14 protein-coding genes are annotated in these 19402 nt (G+C 72.5%); 6 read left to right on the forward strand and 8 right to left on the reverse strand.

Annotated elements, in window-relative coordinates; genetic code table 11:
- Positions 1–382: 382 nt before the first annotated feature.
- Entirely contained in the window at positions 383–2227 is a 1845-nt protein-coding gene (recQ, locus tag DEJ32_RS09515) for a DNA helicase RecQ (protein WP_110901092.1), read from the reverse strand.
- A gap of 9 nt (positions 2228–2236) precedes the next feature.
- A complete protein-coding gene (locus tag DEJ32_RS09520) occupies positions 2237–3451 on the reverse strand; it encodes a CPBP family intramembrane glutamic endopeptidase (RefSeq protein WP_146234121.1) in 1215 nt (404 codons plus the stop codon).
- A 36-nt stretch (positions 3452–3487) separates the two neighbouring features.
- On the opposite strand from DEJ32_RS09520, the gene DEJ32_RS16240 reads away from it, so the two are divergent.
- On the forward strand, positions 3488–4408 hold the full coding sequence (locus tag DEJ32_RS16240) for an EamA/RhaT family transporter (RefSeq protein ID WP_181420635.1): 921 nt from the start codon (positions 3488–3490) through the stop codon (positions 4406–4408).
- Between the two features lie 18 nt (positions 4409–4426).
- Here the strand turns inward: DEJ32_RS16240 and DEJ32_RS09530 are convergent, their stop codons facing one another.
- Positions 4427–4918: a GNAT family acetyltransferase gene (locus DEJ32_RS09530; protein WP_110901094.1), complete on the reverse strand. Its 492-nt coding sequence runs from the start codon at positions 4916–4918 to the stop codon at positions 4427–4429.
- 103 nt (positions 4919–5021) lie between these two features.
- On the opposite strand from DEJ32_RS09530, the gene DEJ32_RS09535 reads away from it, so the two are divergent.
- Complete coding sequence (locus tag DEJ32_RS09535) at positions 5022–5828, forward strand: class E sortase (protein WP_258368321.1); 807 nt, start codon at positions 5022–5024, stop codon at positions 5826–5828.
- Positions 5825–6001, forward strand: coding sequence for a hypothetical protein (locus DEJ32_RS16245; RefSeq protein WP_181419450.1), 177 nt, complete (start codon positions 5825–5827; stop codon positions 5999–6001). The genes DEJ32_RS09535 and DEJ32_RS16245 overlap by 4 nt, the downstream gene beginning before the upstream one ends.
- A gap of 200 nt (positions 6002–6201) precedes the next feature.
- On the opposite strand, the gene DEJ32_RS09540 is transcribed toward DEJ32_RS16245, so the two are convergent.
- Positions 6202–9255, reverse strand: coding sequence for an AAA family ATPase (locus DEJ32_RS09540; protein WP_110901095.1), 3054 nt, complete (start codon positions 9253–9255; stop codon positions 6202–6204).
- Entirely contained in the window at positions 9255–10424 is a 1170-nt protein-coding gene (locus DEJ32_RS09545; protein WP_110901096.1) for an exonuclease SbcCD subunit D, read from the reverse strand. Before DEJ32_RS09545 ends, DEJ32_RS09540 begins: the two co-directional genes overlap by 1 nt.
- Positions 10425–10534: 110 nt before the next feature.
- Here DEJ32_RS09545 and DEJ32_RS09550 point away from each other — a divergent pair, with 110 nt between their 5' ends.
- Entirely contained in the window at positions 10535–11047 is a 513-nt protein-coding gene (locus DEJ32_RS09550) for a DinB family protein (protein WP_110901183.1), read from the forward strand.
- 98 nt (positions 11048–11145) lie between these two features.
- Here DEJ32_RS09550 and DEJ32_RS09555 read toward each other — a convergent pair whose 3' ends face one another.
- Together DEJ32_RS09555 and DEJ32_RS09560 are read right to left on the reverse strand one after the other, a co-directional pair.
- Positions 11146–13299 (reverse strand): DEAD/DEAH box helicase, encoded by a 2154-nt coding sequence (locus tag DEJ32_RS09555; RefSeq protein WP_110901097.1) that lies wholly within the window; start codon positions 13297–13299, stop codon positions 11146–11148.
- A gap of 259 nt (positions 13300–13558) precedes the next feature.
- Positions 13559–14413 carry a PPK2 family polyphosphate kinase gene (locus DEJ32_RS09560; RefSeq protein ID WP_258368969.1) on the reverse strand — a complete coding sequence of 285 codons (855 nt, stop codon included), beginning with the start codon at positions 14411–14413 and terminating at the stop codon, positions 13559–13561.
- A gap of 64 nt (positions 14414–14477) precedes the next feature.
- On the opposite strand from DEJ32_RS09560, the gene DEJ32_RS09565 reads away from it, so the two are divergent.
- Positions 14478–15485, forward strand: coding sequence for an alpha/beta hydrolase (locus DEJ32_RS09565; protein ID WP_110901099.1), 1008 nt, complete (start codon positions 14478–14480; stop codon positions 15483–15485).
- Positions 15486–15639: 154 nt separating this feature from the next.
- Positions 15640–15897, forward strand: a complete 258-nt coding sequence (locus DEJ32_RS09570) for a hypothetical protein (RefSeq protein WP_110901100.1) — start codon at positions 15640–15642, stop codon at positions 15895–15897.
- A gap of 88 nt (positions 15898–15985) precedes the next feature.
- On the opposite strand, the gene DEJ32_RS09575 is transcribed toward DEJ32_RS09570, so the two are convergent.
- Complete coding sequence (locus DEJ32_RS09575; RefSeq protein ID WP_110901101.1) at positions 15986–19351, reverse strand: efflux RND transporter permease subunit; 3366 nt, start codon at positions 19349–19351, stop codon at positions 15986–15988.
- Positions 19352–19402 lie beyond the last annotated feature (51 nt).

A 19402-nucleotide genomic window follows, 5' to 3' on the forward strand; every position in this document is an offset into this window, starting at 1 on the left:
GAGATGTCTCGTGGGCTCGGCGGGCGCGGTGAGCACTGCAGGGTCCGTGAGCACTGCGGGGTCCGTGAGCACTGCGCGGTCCGTGAGCACTGCGGGGTCCGACGTGCTCGGACCGGCCAGTCCAGCGGGGGCATCGAGTCGGACCGGAGCGGCCGGTGCACCAGGTACGCCCGGTGCGGACACTGCACCGCCGGACGGACGACCGGCAGCGGGGGTGACGCCAGCCGCGGCCGTTCGCCTGGCGATCGCGTCGAAGAGCGGCGTGGAGGACACAGCGGACCTTTCCCGAGGAGGAGTCGGATGTCCCGCCGATGTCGGTGCCGGCGAGTGGGACCGAGCATAGTGCGCGTATTTCACATCTGCAATACCCGACGCCCGCGACTCACCCGGCGGCGACCACGTCCAGGACCGCACGCCCGTAGGACTCGAGCTTGGCCGCACCGACTCCGGAGATCTCGGACAGCTCGTCGAGGTCGGACGGTCGTACCGCGGCGATCCCGCGCAGGGTGGCGTCGTTGAACACGACGTACGCCGGGACCCCCTGCTCGCGTGCCTGTCCGGCTCGCCACTGTCGCAACGACTCGAACAGCGGCATGGCCTCCTGCGGCATGTCCGACACGACGGCTCGGCGGGAGCGACCGGCACGCGGCGCCTTCACCGGGTCGCGACGCATCCGGACCTCGACCCGCCCGGCCAGGACGTCGGCGCTGGTCGGGCTGAGGACGAGCGTGCCGTACCCGTCGCCGGAGACCGCCACGTACCCCTGCGCCAGGAGCTGGCGTGCGACGGCCTTCCAGTCGGCGTCGGACAGGTCCTGGCCGATGCCGAACGTCGCGAGGGTGTCGTGCCGGAGTTCCTGCACGCGCGGCGACTGCTTGCCGGTGAGGATGTCCACGAGGTGCGCCACCCCGTACCGCTGCCCGCGCTCACGGTCGAGCCGCACGATCGTCGACAGCAGCTTCTGTGCGGGCACGGTGCCGTCCCAGGACTCCGGCGGCGCGAGGCACGTGTCGCAGTTGCCGCACGGCGTGGACTCCTGCCCGAAGTAGGCGAGCAGGCGCACCCGTCGGCACTCGACCGTCTCGCACAGGGCGAGCATGGCGTCCAGGTGCGCGCTGAGCTGCCGGCGGTGTGCGGCGTCGCCCTCGGACTGGTCGATCATCCGGCGCTGCTGCACGACGTCGTTCAGGCCGTACGCCAACCACGCCGTCGAGGGCAGTCCGTCGCGGCCGGCACGACCGGTCTCCTGGTAGTAGCCCTCGACCGACTTCGGCAGGTCGAGGTGCGCGACGAAACGGACGTCCGGCTTGTCGATGCCCATGCCGAACGCGATCGTGGCGACCATGACGATGCCGTCCTCGCGCAGGAACCGGGACTGGTTGCGCTCACGCACCCGGGCGTCGAGGCCGGCGTGGTACGGCAACGCGGCGATCCCCTGGTCGACCAGGGCGGCAGCGGTCCGCTCGACCGAGTTGCGGGAGAGGCAGTAGACGATGCCGGCGTCCCCGCTGTGCTCGGTGCGGATGAACGTCAGGAGCTGCTGCAGGGCGCCGGTCTTCGGCTCGATGCGGTACTGGATGTTCGGCCGGTCGAAGTCGGCGACGAAGTGGGCGGCGTCGTCGAGTCCGAGCCGGGCGGAGATCTCGCGGTGGGTCTGCGGCGTCGCGGTGGCGGTCAGGGCGATGCGCGGGACGGTCGGCCAGCGCTCGTGCAGGATGCTCAGCTCGAGGTAGTCCGGCCGGAAGTCGTGCCCCCACTGGGCGACACAGTGTGCTTCGTCGATGGCGAAGAGCGCGATACGGGCCCGGTCCAGGAGCGCGCGCGTCGACTCGATCCTCAGGCGCTCCGGAGCGAGGTAGAGCATGTCGACCTCGCCGGCGACGATCGCGCGCTCGACCCGAGCACGTTCGTCCGGCGCCTGCGTGGAATTGAGGAACGCGGCCCGGACGCCGTTCGCGGCGAGGGCGTCGACCTGGTCCTGCATGAGGGCGATGAGCGGCGAGACGACGACGCCGACGCCGTCGCGCACGAGCGAGGGCACCTGGTAGCACAGCGACTTGCCGCCGCCGGTGGGCATGAGGACGAGGGCGTCCCCGCCGGCGACGACACGGTCGATGATCGCGGCCTGCTCCCCGCGGAAGGCGTCGTACCCCCAGACCCGGTGCAGCACGTCGAGGGCGGCGGAGCGGGTGCCCGCCGACTCGGGCGCGGGCGCGGTGGGACTCATGCGACGAGCCTACGGCCGGGGGCCGACACCACCGGACTTCTCCACAGTCACCGCTGCGGACGCGGCGTGACCGGCATCGGCGGACGCACCGTGACCCGCGTCTGCGTCCGCGGCGGCACCGGCGCCGACCGGCAGGGGCTCCCGCACCGGGTCGCCGGGGGTGACCGACCCGTCACCGAGCGCCGGCGCACCGGCCCAGCCCGGGCCTCCCGGCCGGAGCCACTGCCGCCCGCCCGCCCAGGGCGGCACCGGCCCGCGGAACCGCGGGGCCTCCTGTCCCGGGAAGCGACGGTCCAGCTTCCGCCAGTGGGCCACGAGCTCGACGAGTCCCCAGTACCCGAGGGACGACGCCAGCGTGACGACGAAGCCCTGCCACGAGCCCTGCGAGCCCTCGCCGGTCAGGTCGATCTCCGACCAGCCCGGCGCCTGCAGCACGAAGATCATGATGTTGTTCAGCGCGTGCTGGAGGACCGTCGCCTCGAGCCCGCCGGTCCGGAGCACGATGACCGCCGCGACGAGCCCGAACGAGCCGACGTCGAGGATGCCCCAGATGTTGTACCCGTTCGGGACGTGCAGGACGGCGAACAGCAGCGTCGAGACCCCGACGGCGACCACGGTGCTGACGACCCGCACCGGGATCCACGAGCCGATGGTCTGCATGAGGAACCCGCGGAAGACGTACTCCTCGGCCGCCGCCTGGAACGGCACGAGCAGGACGACCAGCAGGATCGTCACCGTCAGCGTCTGCAACGACACGGTGGACTGACCGATCGCGGCGGTGTTCCAGTGCAGCCCGCCGTCGAAGGCGAACATGCCCCACGACTGGAGCAGGAACATCACGATCCCGAGCACCAGCAGCGGCAGCAGGCACCATCCGAGCCAGCCCCACCGGATCCGTAGCCGGATCGAGGACAGCAGCCCGTACGGACCGAGCCGCGCGATCCTCATCGACAGCATGATCGCCGGCAGGAGCACCACGAGGGACACGAGCGACATCGACAACACGAGCGGGTCTGTCGGGTCGAGCGCCCCCTCGGACAGCTTCGCCAGCAAGTCGTTCAGCCCCTCCGGGCCGCGCTGCACCCCGATCGGGACGAAGTAGGCGATCGCGATGACGATCTGCGACAGCACGTAGAAGCCGAGGAAGACCGCCAGGGCCACGAGCGGACGCCACCACCGCCAAGCCGCATCGACACGGGGCAACCGGTGGTAGGGAACGCTCACGCCGAGCAGGGTACCGGTCCGGGCAGGATGGGACCCGTGATCACCGTGCTGCTCGGCCTCGCCGGCGCCGTCGTCTACGGCGCCGCGGACTTCCTCGGCGGCCTCGCGTCCCGCCGGGCACGGGCGGTGTCCGTGACGGCGGTCGCCGCCGCCGTCGGTCTCGCGCCCCTCCTGGTCGGACTCGCCCTGCTCGGCGGTCGCTTCGGCGGCGAGGCCGTCCGATGGGGCGTGGTGGCCGGGGTCTCCGGCGGCGTCGGCGTGCTCCTCCTGTACGCGGCGCTCGCGACCGGACCGATGAGTGTCCTGTCGCCGCTGACGGCGGTCTTCACCGCGGTCGTGCCGGTCGCGGTCGCCCTCCTCCGCGGCACGGTGCTCTCCCCGCTCGGGGTGGTCGCGCTCGTCGTGGCGGGCGTCGCCGTCGTCCTCGTGGCGGCGGTGCCGGACAGCGGTGGTGCCCGCCTGACCGCGCGCGGGGTCGTCACGGCAGCGGCGGCGGGGTGCGGGCTCGGCGGGATCGTCCTGGCGTACGACGCATCACCGCCGGACGCGGGCGTCGCGACGCTCGTGGTGGCGCGGGTCGTGCAGGCGGTCCTGCTCGGTGCGGCGGCGCTCGTGGTCGTGCGGCTCCGGCCGGGAGGCCCGCCACACGACGCAGGGCCGGCCGGCGGCCCTGCCGGCGCCGGGTCCGGTGCCGTGCGGTCCGGACCGGGCCGGGCGCTCGTGCTCGCGGTGGTCGGGTGCGGGGTCCTCGACGCCGTCGCCAACCTGTTCATCCAGGCGGGCCTGCACTCGAGTGACGACCCGTCGACCCTGCCGGTGATGAGCGTGCTCAACGCGCTCTACCCGATCGGGACGGTCCTCCTCGCCGGGCTCGTGCTCCGTGAACGGCTCACCGCGGTGCAGGCGACGGGCATCGTGCTGGCGTTCGCCGCATCCGTCGGGCTCGCCCTGTCCTGAGAAGACTGCGAGGAATCGTCAGACTCCGGCCGCGTTCGCTCGCTCGACTCCGGCCGCATCCGGCCCCGGACCCGCATCGTCGACGACGAGCCGCTTGCCCAGCGAGACCGCCTGGTCCGGCGCGTACCCGAGGGTCTCGTAGAAGGCGATCACCTGCTCGTTCCCGGCGCGGACCTGCAGGTTCAGCTTCGGGCACCCCATGTCCGTGAGCAGCCGCTCGAACTCGGCCATCATCGCCCGTCCGAGCCCGCCGCCCTGCAGGTCCGGGCGCACCGCGAGGTAGTTCACCCAGCCCCGGTGCCCGTCGAAACCGGCCATGCCCGCGGCGACGACCTCCGGGGCACCCCCGGCAGCGCCCTCCGCGACCAGGAACAGCTCGGGCTGCACGGTGAGCTTGCGTGCGATGTCCCGACGGGGGTCGTTCCACGGTCGGACGAGCCCGCAGGACTCCCACAGCGCGACGACGGCATCGGTGTCCTCGGGACGGAACGGGCGGATGAGGTGCTCCATCTCCACCACGGTAGCGGTGGACCGCCCTGTGGATGATCCCCGCAGCGAGCCGTCGCCGTGGTCTGATAGACCTACTGCGCCGTCCACACGAACCGGAGCCCCAGTGACCTCTCACGACACGCTGCCGACGCGACGCGACGCCCGCGACGCGGCCGATGCCGAGCGGCCCCGGCGACGACGCCCCCGCCAGACCGTCTTCGGCGCGCTCGTCGCACTGCTCGCGGAGCTCCTCATCATCGCGGGAGCGGGCACGGGCCTCTACGTGGTGTGGACCGCCTGGTGGACGGACGTCGTCGCCGTGAACGAGCAGAGCGCCCTCGTGGAGACGCTCAAGCAGCCGGAGACCAAGAAGGCCGTCGGTACGGAGCACCGGGACGAGGCACCCGTGCTGTCGGAGCCGCCGGGGATGTCGACCGTGTTTGGCACCATGCAGATCCCCCGCTTCGGCGCGGACTACACGCGTCCGATCGGGGAGGGCACGGACCGCGAGCAGGTCCTCAACACGATCGGGCTCGGGCACTACCAGGACACCGCGATGCCCGGGGCCGAGGGCAACTTCGCCGTCGCCGGTCACCGTGTCACCTACGGCAAGCCGCTCAACCAGATCGCCGAGATGCAGGACGGTGACTCGATCGTCGTCCGTGTCACGGACGCGGAGAAGGAGTTCGACGTCTGGTACGTCTACAAGGTGACCGACAGCCAGATCGTCACGCCGGACAAGATCGAGACCATCGCTCCGGTGCCGAACAAGCCCGGGGTCGAGCCGGGCGCCGAGGACCGCTGGCTCACCCTGACGGCCTGCCACCCGATGTGGTCCGCGGCCGAGCGGTACATCGTGCACGCGAAGATGGACTACTGGATGCAGGCGTCGGACGGCACGCCGAAGGAACTCTCGGAGACGGCCAAGTGATCTTCCCCCTCGTGTGGCGCCTCCTGCCCGGCCCGACTGCGCTCAAGGTGCTCGAGCTGCTCGTGCTCCTGGTCGCGATCGTGTTCGTCCTCTTCACGTGGGTGTTCCCGTGGATCGCGGCCGACATCCTGCCGCCGCCCGACGGCACCGTGGACGCGCCCCACTCCCCCTGACCGGCGGACGATCACCGGGCGGACGGCTGACTGGTGAGCAATGACCGGCCGGCGCTGACTGGCCGGCGCTGACTGGTGAGTCTTGACCGGCCGGCGCCGACCGGCCGACGCTGGACGGCTGGCGCTCACAACGGCTGGCGCTCAACGGCTGATGTTGAGCGGCCGGGGCTGACCGCGTTGCCCGACAGGGGTCCGGCCGGTCAGACGGTGGTGGTGACGCGGGAGCCGCCTCCGGGCGTGCGTCGGACGGCGATCCGCTCGGGGATCCGCTGCTTGAGCTCCTCGACGTGACTCACGATGCCGACCTGACGTCCGCCCGCGGTCAGCCGGGACAGCTGTCCGATGACGTCGTCCAGGGTCTCCGGGTCGAGGGTGCCGAACCCCTCGTCGACGAACAGCGTGCCGAGCGACACCCCGCCCGCCTCCGCCTGCACGACGTCGGCGAGCCCGAGCGCCAGGCACAGCGAGAACGTGAAGGTCTCACCACCGGACAGGCTCCTCGGGTCCCGGGTGCTGTCCGTCAGATGGTCGCGGACCGCCAGTGCCAGGCCGGTCCGCCGGGCTCGGGTTCCGGTCTCCCGTTCGTCCGACGTCTCGAGTGCGAACCGTCCGGCGAGCATCGCCCGCAGCCGGTCGTTGGCTGCTGCGACGACGTCCTCGAACCGCCGCATGAGCACGTAGGTCCCGAGCGTGATGCCGGTCGGGTTCGCGGTCGGTGCCGCGGTGGCGATGTCGGCGAGACGGACCACCGCGCGGCTCTCGGCGCTCGTGGTGTCCCGTGATCGGACGGCCCGTGCGAGGTCGGCGGCGCACCGCTTCGCAGCGGCGGCACGCCCGGCCGCGGCTGCTGCGGCTCGGGTGGCGTCGTCGAGGGCGGCGGCAGCGGCATCCCGGGCGCTCCGGGCGGCGTCGAGGTCGAGCACGACGCTGCCCTCGCCGTCCTCGCGCGCCGTCGTGGCCGCCAGGTCCTCCGCTGCGGCGACGACCGCCGGCTCCGCGAGTCCGGCCTCGACCACGGCCAGCTCCCGGTCCGCGGCGGCCACGAGCCCGCGGAGTCGATCCGCCTCGGTGCGGTCGAGGGCGGCGGCCCGTGCGGAGCCGACGTCGGTGAAGCCCTGCGCCTGGACGGCGGCGTCGACCTCGGCCTTGCGGTCGGCGACGTCCCGCTCGGCGGCGGTCACGCGGTCGTCCAGGTCCGCCACGGTACGGAGCACGGCGGCCACGGCCTCGACCCGTCCGACCAGGTCGGCCAGGGTCTCGTCGACGCCGGGGTCGATGGCGGTCCTCGCTTCCGACCCGGCACCTGCTGACTCGGCCTCGATGGCGACCGCGAGCACGGCCTGTCTCGCCGCCTGCACGCGCTGCTCGTCGTCGGCGATGCGAGTGCGGTCTCCCTCGATGCGGTCGGCGAGGACCCGACTGCGCGTGACGAGGTCGTGGTGGTCCTCCTCGAGCGACCGGGTCGCCCGGTCGTGGGCCTGCAACCGACGCTCGTGCTCCTCGACGGCGTCGGCCGCGGCACGGGCTGCGTCGAGGCGGGCCTCCGCGTCGCTGCGCTGCCGAGCCACGGACGCGTCGTCGTGGTCACCGACGGCGTCGGTGAGACGGACGAGCTCGGCACTGGCGACGGCGTGCTCGGCCGTCGCGGCGGCGAGGGCACGCTCGGCGTCAGCGCGGGCCGCAGCGGCGCGGTCGATCTGATCGGCGCTCGGGTGGTCCTCCTGCGGCTGCGCCACGGCCGGGTGCTCGACCGCACCGCAGACGGGGCAGGCGTCGCCCGGGGTCAGCGCCGCGCCGAGTTCACCGGCCAGGCCGGCGATGCGGCGAGCCCGGAGGTCGTTCTCGACCGAGAGTGCGCCGGACGCGGTGGCGGCCGCCTCGGTGACGGCGGCTGCGGTGTGCGCTGCGGTGTCGGCAGCGGCGGCCCGTGCGGCGAGCAGACGCGCGAGTTCCCGTGCGGTCGCGACCGCGCGTGCAGCAGCATCGGCATCGGCCGCGGTGTCGGCTGCCTGGCTCGCCGCGAGGACGATCGCGGCGCGTTCGTCCGGTCGGGCAGCGAGCGCCTCCGCGGCGGCACCGATCCGGGTGCGCGTCCGTTCGAGCTCCTCGACCGCGGTCCCGACCACGACCGTCCGGTCGGCGAGGGTCCGCTCGAGCTCGACGAGGTGCCGGACGTCGGCGAGGACCGCCGCGAGCCGGTCGTGGGTCGCCCGGGGTGCCGGATCGGTGACCTCGTGCCGGTCGCGGACCGTCGAGCGCTCGCCCACCAGCGCGGTGAGGCGGTCCTCCGCCGACGCGGCGCCGTCCGCGACCGCGACGACCACGGCGGCGTGGTCGGCGAGGACGAGGGCGGTCCGGTGCTCGGCGACGGCCTGCGCTCCGGCGGCGACGGCGTCCTGGCGGGCGAGCAGGTCACGGCGCCGGTCGACGGCCACCTGGCGCGCGGTCAGGTCCTGCAAGTAGGCGACGGTGTGCTGTGCGGTGGCCGCGGCGCGTGCGCGGGCGTCCTCGTGCGCGGCCGCGGTCCGGTGCAGCACGGCCACGACGTCGCCGGCGGTCGACTCGTCGGCGTCGTCGTCCCCGGAGGCCTGGCTGAACCGGCCGAGCGCGTCGCGCACCCGGGCGTCCGCCGCCTCGACCTCGGCGACCGCAGCTCGTCGCCGCGCCGCGAGTTCGTCGGCGGTCCGGTCGTAGACAGCGGTCCCGAAGAGCGACTGCAGGAGCTTCCGACGGTCCTCGCCGGGAGCGCGGAGGAACTTCGCGAACTCCCCCTGGGGCAGCACGACGGTCTGCAGGAACTGGTCGCGGTTCAGTCCGACGACGCGGGCGACCTCGGCGCCGATCTCCGGCGCCCGGTGGGACAGCGGTTCGCCGACCAGGTCCGACGGGTCGGCGAGTCGCCAGAGCTGCGCGGACGCCTGCTGCCGGATCGTGCCGCTCCCCCGTTGCTTCGGACGGTCGTAGGGCGGCGTGCGACGGACGCGGTACACGCCCGCACCCGTCTCGAACACCAGGTCCACGAAGGGCTCGACGGCGGGGTCGGCGTGCTGGCTGTGCAGTCGATCGGCACTGGCGTCGCTGCCGGCGAGTCCGCCGAAGAGCGCGTACACGACCGCGTCGATGATCGTGGACTTCCCGGATCCGGTGGGGCCCTCGAGCAGGAACACCCCGGACGCGGCGAGCGAGGCGAAGTCGATCGAGACGAGGTCCGGGTACGGGCCGACGGCGCGGAGGTCGAGGCGGTGCAGGTACATCAGCGTGCTCCCTGCTCGGCCAGGGCGGCCGCGGCGGACTCGTAGGCGTCCCGCAGGATCCCGAGCTCCACGTCGTCCGGACGGCCGCCGGTGGCGTAGGTCACGAAGTCCGCGGCGACCTCGACCGGGTCGGACGTCGCGCTGACGGCTCGCGCCGGTGTCCGGTCGGGGACGCCTGCGGGCTCGTGCGTGATGGCGAGGGCGTGCGGGAAGCGGTCCTTCACCCGGGCGTAGAGACGCTCCGGGTGCACGGTGTCCGTCACCGCGACCCGCACCCATGCGTCAGCGTGCTCCGCGAACACCCCGGACTCGATCTGGGCGATGCTGCCGCGCACGTCGAGGAGCCGGCGCGGTACGGGCGTCGGGAGGAGGTCGACCGTCACGGCCCCGTCGGCCGCGAGGTCGACGAGCGTCACGGACTTGGTGTGGTTCCGCTCGCCGAACGAGAAGGCCAGGGGGGATCCGGCGTACCGGATACGGTCGCCTGCACCGACGCGCTGTGGCCCGTGCAGGTGTCCGAGGGCGACGTAGTCCACGCCGTCGAAGGTGGACTCGGCGACCCGGTCGACGCCCCCGACGCGGATGTCCTGCTCGCTGTCGCTCGGCAGCGCGCCGCCGACGAAGGCGTGCGCGACGACCACCGACCGGGTGCCGGGGCGTTCCGCGAGGTCGCGCCGCACCCGGTCCATCGCTGCGCCGACGACGGCCTGATGCGAGCGGGCGAGCGGCTCGTCGGGCACGGGCGCGAGGGCGTACCGCACCATGTCGGGCTGGAGGTAGGGGATGCCGTACACCGCGACCGGACCGCCGCCGTCGTCGGTGTCGACCAGCACCGGCTCCGCGAGCCGGGACGGCTCGGCGAGGATCCGGACCCGGTCGCTCATGACGCCCGCACCGAATCCGAGTCGGACCGCGGAGTCGTGGTTGCCCGGGGTCACGACGACGGTCGCCGTCTCCGCGAGGTGTTCGAGGACGTGGGAGAGCATGCGGACCGCCTCGACCGGCGGGATCGCCCGGTCGTAGACGTCCCCCGCGACCACCACGAGGTCGACCGACCGCTCGCGGACGACCTGCACGAGGTGGTCGAGGAACGCCGCCTGGTGCTCCAGCAGGTCCGCACCGAGGAGGGTGCGCCCGAGGTGCCAGTCGCCGGTGTGCAGGATCCGCATGTGAGCCACGGTAACGGCCGCCGGGGACATCCCGGACGCCCACGCTGACCCTGTGGAGGACCGGACGACCGCGGGCACCGGTGGACGACCGGCGGCGTACGGTCGGACACATGACCACTCCCGCCGAACTCCTCGTCGAAGCGTTCTCCCGCGTGCCCGAGACCGTCGGACGCGCCGTCGACGGCCTGTCGGAGGACCAGCTCGCGTCCCGACCGGCCGCCGGGGCGAACACGCTCGCCTGGCTCGCCTGGCACATCGCCCGCGGTCAGGACGCCCAGATCGCCGCCCTCGCCGGTAGTGAACAGGTGTGGACGGCGGACGGCTGGGTCGAACGCTTCGGTCTGCCCTTCCCCGCCGAGGCGCTCGGGTACGGCATGTCCCGCGACGACGTCGGTCGCGTCCGCGCGTCGGCGGCACTCCTCACCGGCTACCTCGACGCGGTGCACGCGCGCACGGTCGCGTACCTGCAGACGCTCTCGCCGGAGGACCTCGAGACCGTCGTCGACGACTCGTACGACCCGCCCGTGACCGTCGGTGTGCGGCTCGTGAGCATCCTCGACGACTGCGTCCAGCACGCCGGCCAGGCCGGCTACGCCCGGGGCGTGCTCTTCTTCAACCGCTGACGCGCTGCGTCGTCGCCCGCGTCGCGCTTCGCGCACGGACGACGGACGGGAGGCCCGGTACCAGCTGGTACCGGGCCTCCCGCCAGCTCGTGGTCGCGTCAGCGCGCGGCGAGTTCCGCGATGATGCGGTCGCCGGGGCCGCTCTCGACGAGGTCCGCCTCGATCTCCGCGTGCTCGAGGATGCCCTCGATCTTGCGGCGACGGCCGCGCGGGACGATCGTGACGACGGTGCCCTCCTTGCCGGCACGACCCGTACGGCCGGACCGGTGCATGTACGCCTTGTAGTCGTCCGGGGCGTCGGCCTGCACGACGAGCGAGACGTCGTCGACATGGATGCCCCGGGCCGCCACGTCGGTGGCGACGAGCACGTTCACGCGGCCACTGGTGAGCAGCTGCAGGTTGCGGGTGCGTCGCGACTGGTTGAGGTCGCCGTGCAGCGAGGTCGCGCGGATGCCGGCGTCCTCGAACTGGTCGGCGAGACGCTCGGCGTAGGCGCGGGTCCGGGCGAAGACGATGGTCTTGCCCTCGCCGGCGACGAGCTCCTCGAGGACGCGGTCCTTGTCGCGCTGCTCGACCACGAGCACGCGGTGGTCGATGGTCGAGGACGCCTGGTCCTCACCCGCGACCTCGTGCACGCTCGGCTCGTGCAGGAACTCCTCCACGAGCGCCGCCACCTGGGTGTCGAGCGTCGCGCTGAACAGGAGCTTCTGCGCGCGGTTGCCCTGCGGGGTGACCTCGGCCGTCGCGGAGAGGATCTCCTGGACGGGCTCGAGGAACCCGAGGTCGCACATGTGGTCCGCCTCGTCGAGGACGGAGATGATGACCTCGCTGAGGTCGAGCGTCCCCTTCTTCATGAGGTCCTGGACACGGCCCGGGGTGCCGACGATGATGTCGACGCCACGCTGGAGGGCACCCTCCTGGCGGCCGTAGGGCACACCGCCGTAGATCTGCGTCGTGAACAGGCCGACCGACCGGGCGATCGGCTGCACCGTGCGGTCGATCTGCAGGGCGAGCTCGCGCGTCGGGGCGAGGATGAGCGCACGGGGGGCGCGGCCCATCTTGCGCTTCGTGCCGCCGCCGTGCTCCATGAGCTTCTCGACCAGCGGCGCACCGAACGCGATCGTCTTGCCCGACCCGGTGCGGCCTCGGCCGAGGACGTCCTTGCCGGCCAGGACGTCGGGGATCGTCGCCGCCTGGATCGGGAACGGGCTGCTCGCACCGAGTTCGGCCAGCGCGCGGGAGATGTTGCCGCCGATGCCGAGGTCGCCGAAGGTCACGCCCTCGACGTCCGCGGCCACGATCGACTCGGCCTGGAGCTTCTCGAGCTTGACGTCGTCGGCCGGGACGAAGTGGCCGCGGGGAGCGTCGTCACGACGCGGGGCGCGGTCGCGGTCGTCACGGTCGAAACGACGGGGCGCACGCTCATCGCTGTCACGACGCGGGGCGCGATCGTCACGGTCGAAGCGACGCGGAGCACGCTCATCGCTGTCACGACGCGGGGCGCGGTCGTTGCGGTCGAACGATCGCGGCGCACGGTCGTCACGGTCGAAGCGACGCGGAGCACGCTCGTCACGGTCGAAGCGACGCGGAGCACGCTCGTCGCTGTCACGACGCGGCGCACGGTCGTCACGGTTGAAGCTGCGCGGCGCACGGTCGTCACGGTTGAAGCTGCGCGGCGCACGCTCGTCGCTGCCACGACGCGGAGCACGCTCGTCACGGTTGAAGCTGCGCGGCGCACGCTCGTCGCTGCCACGACGCGGCGCACGATCATCACGGTCGAAGCGACGCGGAGCACGCTCGTCGCTGTCACGGCGCGGCGCGCGGTCGTCACGGTTGAAGCTGCGCGGTGCGCGGTCATCGCGATCGAAGCGACGGGGGCCGTGGTCATCGGCGTCACGACGCGGAGCACGGTCGTCACGGTTGAAGCTGCGCGGGGCGCGGTCATCACGGTCGAACCGACGCGGCGCACGCTCGTCGCGGTCCGAACCGCGCGCGGGGCGGCCCGCACCGCGCGGCTCCCACGCAGGGCGGCTGCCGCGGCTGTCGCGCGGCTCCCAGTTCGGGCGCTCGCCCGAGGACGGACGGGAACGACGCTCGTCGGCGTCCCAGCGCTGCTTCTGGCGGGGAGCCGTCGGCTCGGCAGCGCGGAAGCCGCGGTGCTTGGCGCTGCGAGCGGCAGGGGTGCCGTTCGGGTGACGCGTGCGGTCGGTGCGGTCGGCGCGGGAGTTCGCGCCCTTGTCGTACGGGGCCATGTGTTCTTTCCGGGGTGCAGACGTACCACGCAGCCCGGCAGCGACATCGGCGGGGGCGGCTCGTGGAGAGGTGGTTCATCGCAACGTCGATCGACGCGATTCCAGCCCTCGAACTACACAACACCCAAACACGTCCGCGGCTCGCGGCCGCGGTGTCGAAGGCCGACCGATCGAGCATACGCGACCCGGCCCCGTCAGACCAGCCCCGTCGACCGGTGGGATCGGAGGCGGAGGTGGGACGGGCCTCCCGGCGGTTGGGTCAGGACTCGGCGAGCCGCTGGCGCTGCTCGGCCACGTCGAAGTCCGCCGCGGGCCACGAGAGGTGCATGTCCTCGAGGGCGCGCAGCAGGAGCTGCTGGACGGCGAGACGGGCGTACCACTTGCGGTTCGCCGGCACGACGTACCAGGGAGCCTCCGGTGTCGAGGTGCGGTCGAAGACCACCTGGTACGCGTCCTGGTAGTCGTCCCAGAGCAGGCGGTCGTCGATGTCGCCCGGGTTGAACTTCCAGTGCTTGTCCGGCCGGTCGAGGCGGTCGCCGAGTCGTTCGCGCTGCTCGTCCTTGGAGATGTGCAGCATCACCTTGACGACCGTCGTGCCCTGCTCGGTGAGCCGGCGCTCGAAGTCGACGATCGCGCCGTAGCGTCGCTCGACCTCGTCCGGCTCCGCCGAGTGCCGGACACGCTGGACCAGCACGTCCTCGTAGTGGGAGCGGTCGAAGACGCCGAGCTGTCCCGCGTCCGGCAGATGCCGTTCGATGCGCCAGAGGAAGTCGTGCTCGCGCTCCTCGGCGGTGGGCGCCTTGAAGCCCGCGTAGCGCACGCCGTTCGGGTCGACCGCGCCGACCACGTGCGAGACGATGCCGCCCTTGCCCGCGGTGTCCATCGCCTGCAGGACGAGCAGCACCCGGCGCTGGTCCGCCGCCGTCGCCGCTGCCCAGAGCCGTTCCTGCAGGGCCGCCAGGCGGGAGGCGCCCGCGGCGAGCGCTTCCAGCCCGTCGATCTTGCGGCCGGGGAACCCCGGTGTCGCGTCCGGGTCGACGGTGTCGAGCCGGAACCCGGGGCCGACGCGGAGGAGCGACTCGGGGTCGGCGTTCCAGGACTTCTGACGGCTCACGGGTCCTCCTGTGGATCTCGTGCCCATCCTGGCACCCCGACCTGCCCATGTACCGTGGCTGGCGATGAAGTCCGGCCGCCGTACCCTGCTCGCGCTCGTCGCCGCGGCCGCGGTCGTCGGCGCAGCGGCGTCGTGCACCGTCGACGGGACCGGGGACGGGAACAGCACCGTCACCGCCGACCCCGTCATCTACCCGCTGTCGCTGGAGTACCACGGCATCGACGTCGTGCCGGACGTGCCGTACGGGCAGGATCCCCTGCAGCAGCTCGACGTGTGCCTGCCGGCCGACAGTCCGCCCGAGAGCACCTCGACGCCCACCCCGACGCCGACCGCCCGGGCCGCCGAGGAGCCGGACCGCGTCGAGGTCGGTTCCCGCCCTGCGGTGATGATGATCCACGGCGGCAGCTGGTCCCACGGCGACAAGGCCACGGCGGCGTACCGGTCGGTCTGTCAGTTCCTGGCGTCCGAGGGGTTCGTGACGTTCAACGTCGACTACCGCCTCGCACCGACCGACCCGTTCCCGGCCGGTCTCGACGACGTCCGTCGCGCGCTCGACTTCGTCTTCCGGCCGACCACCCTGCAGACGTACGACGTCGACCCGGACCGGGTCGGGGTGTTCGGTGGCAGCGCCGGCGGCAACCTGGCCGCGCTCCTGGCCGTCGAGGACCACGAGTCGAGCGCGTACGCCGACGGCTCCCGCATCCGGGCGGTCGTCGACCTGAGCGGGCCGACCGACCTCACCGTCCGGTCCACCGGGGCGGACGGGGTCGCTGCCTCGTTCCAGCGGAAGCAGTTGCTGTACCTCGGGTGCGAGTCGTACCGGTCGTGCCCGGCGGCCGGACGAGCGTCGCCGATGTACCAGGTGACGCAGGAAACCGCGCCGTTCTTCATCGGGCACTCCACCGACGAGTTCATCCCGCTGTGGGAGTCGCAGCGCTTCGCGACGACCCTGCGCGACCACGGCGTCCCGGTGACGTTCGTCGCTGTGCAGGGGTCGGCGCACTCGATCGCGCAGCTCGACCGGGCGATGAGCCGCCGGGTGACGGCGTTCCTGCGCGACAACCTGAGCTGACGCTGACGCTGACGCTGACGCCGACGCCGACGCTGACGCCGTCCGGCCCCCCTGACCGTTCCCCGGGGTGACGTGCTCCGGGGTGACGTGCCCCGCACGGGTGGCACCCGGAGCGGGACTGTCGATGATGTCGACGGATCGTCAGGCTTGGCGGGTGACGCACACCTCGATCTCCGCCCCGGCCGCCCCCGCCGTGCGTGCCCGCACCGGCAGCTGGACGTCGGTCCGCACGGCCGCGGAACTCCTGCTGGGGCTCTCCTTCTTCGTCACGGTGGCGTCCGGTTGGTACGGCGCCGCCGTCGGGCAGGCAACCGTGGTCACACCGGTCGCGGCGGTCGTGTTCCTCGTCACCGTGACGTGCGTGCTGGTGTCCTGGTTCCGCGAGCTCGACCAGGACTCCGACGGCCGCTGACACCGTCTGCATGCCGTCGGCCGCACGGTCGCACGACCCGATGCACGCAGGGGCACGCCGCCGCATGAGCGGCGACGCGCCCCGCTGATCACGCCTCGGCGCGAGCCGCCTTCCGCTGCGCCCGACGCTCACGAGCACCCTCGACCAGGGCGTACAACGCCGGCAGCACGACGAGCGTCAGCAGCGTCGACGACACCAGACCACCGATCACGACGAGGGCCAGCGGCTGGGAGATGAACCCCGACTTGCCGGTGAGCCCGATCGCCATCGGCAGCAGCGCGAAGATCGTCGCCAGCGCGGTCATCAGGATCGGTCGGAGGCGTCGGGTCGCGCCCTCGAGCAGGGCTTCCCGCACCGGCAGTCCTCGTCGCCGGTACTGGTTCACCAGGTCGATGAGGACGATCGCGTTCGTCACGACGATGCCGACGAGCATGAGCAGCCCGATGAGCGACGCGACACCGATCGGGACGCCCGAGATGACCTGCAGCAGGATCGCACCGGTCGCGGCGAACGGCACCGAGACCAGGAGCATGAGCGGCTGGAGCAGGCTCCGGAACGTGGCGACCATGATCACGTAGACGATCAGCACGGCGACCACGACGGCGAGGCCGAGCTGCGAGAACGCCGACGACTGGCTCGCGGCGACACCGCCGATGGAGGCGCTCGCACCGCGCGGCAGGTCGAGTTCGTCGACCGCCTTCGTGACGGACTGCACGGCCGCCCCGAGGTTCGTCGCGTCCGGTGTGACGGTGATCGTGGCGGTCCGGGCGGCGTTCGTCGTCGTGACCGTCGTGGGCCCCTCGGACTGCTCGACCGTCGCGACGTCCGTCAGCGGCACGGTGCCGGTGCTCGTCGGCACGTCGAGTGAGCGCAGTGCCGCGACGGTCGTCGGCGGGTCCGGGTTCGCGATGTACACGTCGAGCGTGGCGTCGTCGATCTCGATGCTGCCGGTGTCACGTGGCGACACCGCGGCGGCCACGAGTCCACCGACCTGGGTCTCGGTGAGTCCGAGGTCGGCGGCCTTCGCCCGGTCCACCCGGACGGCGAGGAAGGGCTCCGCCGCGGACAGGTTGCTCGTCGCGCCGGTGGTGCCCTCGACCGAACGCATGGTCGCGAGGACCTTGCGTGAGGCGGTCTCGAGCTGCGCCTGCGTCGGGGCGGTGACGTCCACCTCGATGTCGCTGCTGCCGCCGAACCCACCACCGGACGAGGCGATGGTGATCTCGCCCACGCCGTCGATGGCGTCGAGCCGCTTCCGGGCGTCGGCCTGGATCGTCGGCTGGTCGGCTTCCGCGTCGGTGGTGACCGCGTACTGCACGGAAGCCGATCCGCCGCCGCCGAACGCGGCCTGGATGGACTGCCCGCTCGTGCCGATGGTGGTCTGGACGGTCTCGACGCCGCGGACGTCCTGCAGTTCCCGCTCCACCTGTCGTGCGGAGTCGGACTGGACGTCGAGGCTCGAACCGGCCTTCAGGTCCTGGGTCACGGTGAAGGTGTTCTGCCCGGAGTCCCCGAGGTAGTTCGTGGTGACCAACGGCAGCGCGGCGGCCGTGCCACCCAGGACGACGACGGCGAGCAGGACCACGACGACCGGCGCCCGGACGGCCCAGCGGAGCACCGGGAGGTACACGCGACGGAGACGGTCCGAGGTGCCGGCGTCGTGCAGGTCCGCGGCGGACGCGAGCGCGGCCTCGGACGTCGGACGGACGGCGGGCTCGTCGGCACGCCCCACGGCGTGCGCGGTCTGCTCGTCCCGCTCCGCTGTGGCCTGTTCGACTGTGACCTGCTCCGCTGTGGCCTGCTTCGCCTTCTTCGGGCGCAGCCACCAGTACGCGAGCACCGGGACGATCGTGAGCGACACGAGCAGCGAGGCCACGAGCGCCAGGGTGACGGTCACCGCGAACGGCCGGAAGAGCTCCCCGACGAGTTCCGCGACGAAGGCCACGGGGAGGAACACCGCGACGGTCGTGAGTGTCGACGCGGTGACGGCGCCGGCGACCTCGCGGACGGCGTCGAGCACGGCCTGCGCTCGGTCGACGCCGGGGCGCATGTGCCGCTTGATGTTCTCGATGACGACGATGGAGTCGTCCACCACACGGCCGATCGCGATGGTGAGCGCGGCCAGCGTGATGATGTTGAGCGAGTAGCCCGCTGCCTGCATGCCGATCGCCGCGAGGAGCACCGACGTCGGGATCGAGACCGCCGTCACGAGGGTGGACCGCACCGAGAGCAGGAACACCAGGATGACGACGACCGCGAAGGCCAGGCCGAGCAGTCCCTCCTCGGCCAGGGAGTCGATCGACTGCTGGATGTAGGGCGCCTGGTCGAAGACGACGGTGAAGCGCGGGTCGCCCTCGATCTTGGCCTCGATGCCGGGCAGCGCGTCACCGACGACGGTCGACACGTCGACGGTGTTGGCCTCCTGCGTCTTCGTGATCGAGATCGTCAGGGCCTGCTCGCCGTCGACGCGGCTGATCGACGTCCGCGGCGACTCCTTGATCGCGACCTCGGCGACGTCGCCGAGGGTGGTGTCGGTCGGGGTCGCGGCAGGGGTCGCGGCCGCGTCGGTGGGTGCGGCGTCGGTCGCGCCACCGGTCGTCGTCCCACCCGGGGTCGTCGCACCGGCAGCGGGCCCACCGGCGGCGGGTGCACCGGCGCCGGGTGCGCCGGTCGTGTCGGTCGACGTGGTGTCCGCCGCGTCCGATCCGCCCGAGCCGGACGAGTTGGTGAGGGGCAACGCGCGGATGTCCTCGAGCGACGCGATCCGCTCACCGGTCTGCACCGAGAGGGTCGACCCGTCCTCGGTGATCGTGCCACCCGGGATCAGCGCGCCGTTGTCGTCGAGGGCGTCCGAGATCGCCGTCTGGCTGAGCCCCCGGGCCGCGAGCTCGTCCTCGTCCGGTGTGATGACGACGCGACGCCCGGGGTTGCCGAACACGTCGGCCTGTCGGACCCCGTCGAGCTTCTCGAGGTCGGGGATCGCGGTCGCCTGCAGCCGGTCGACCAGCTCCTCCTGGTTGCCGGACGACGAGACCGCGACCTGCAGCACCGGCAGGTCGTCGAAGGACCCGGTGATGATCTGCGTCTGTACGGAGTCGGGGAGCGAGAGGGCGTTGACCGCGGTCTGGATCTTGTCCTCGGCGCTGGCCAGGTTCGAGCCGTAGTCGAACGAGGCGGAGACGACGCTCTGCCCGGTGGACGACGTCGCACTCGTCGACTCGAGGTCGGGCACGACCTGGATCGCCTGCTCGATCTTCGTCGAGACGTCGTTCGACACGACCTCCGGCGTGGCCCCCGGGTAGGCGCTGACGATGGCGACCTGCGGGAACTCGACGCTCGGGATGAGTTCCTGCTTGAGGCTCGACAGGGCGACGCCACCGAAGACGGCCACCACGATCGTCACGAGGGCGATGAGGGCGCGGTTCCGGAGACTGAAGACGGAGAGGAGGTGCACGCCCTGATCCTCGCAGCCCGGTCCTGCATCCACCCAGCCGAAGTGCATCCT

The sequence above is a fragment of the Curtobacterium sp. MCPF17_046 genome (assembly GCF_003224295.1).
In the GTDB taxonomy this organism is placed as follows: Bacteria; Actinomycetota; Actinomycetes; order Actinomycetales; family Microbacteriaceae; genus Curtobacterium.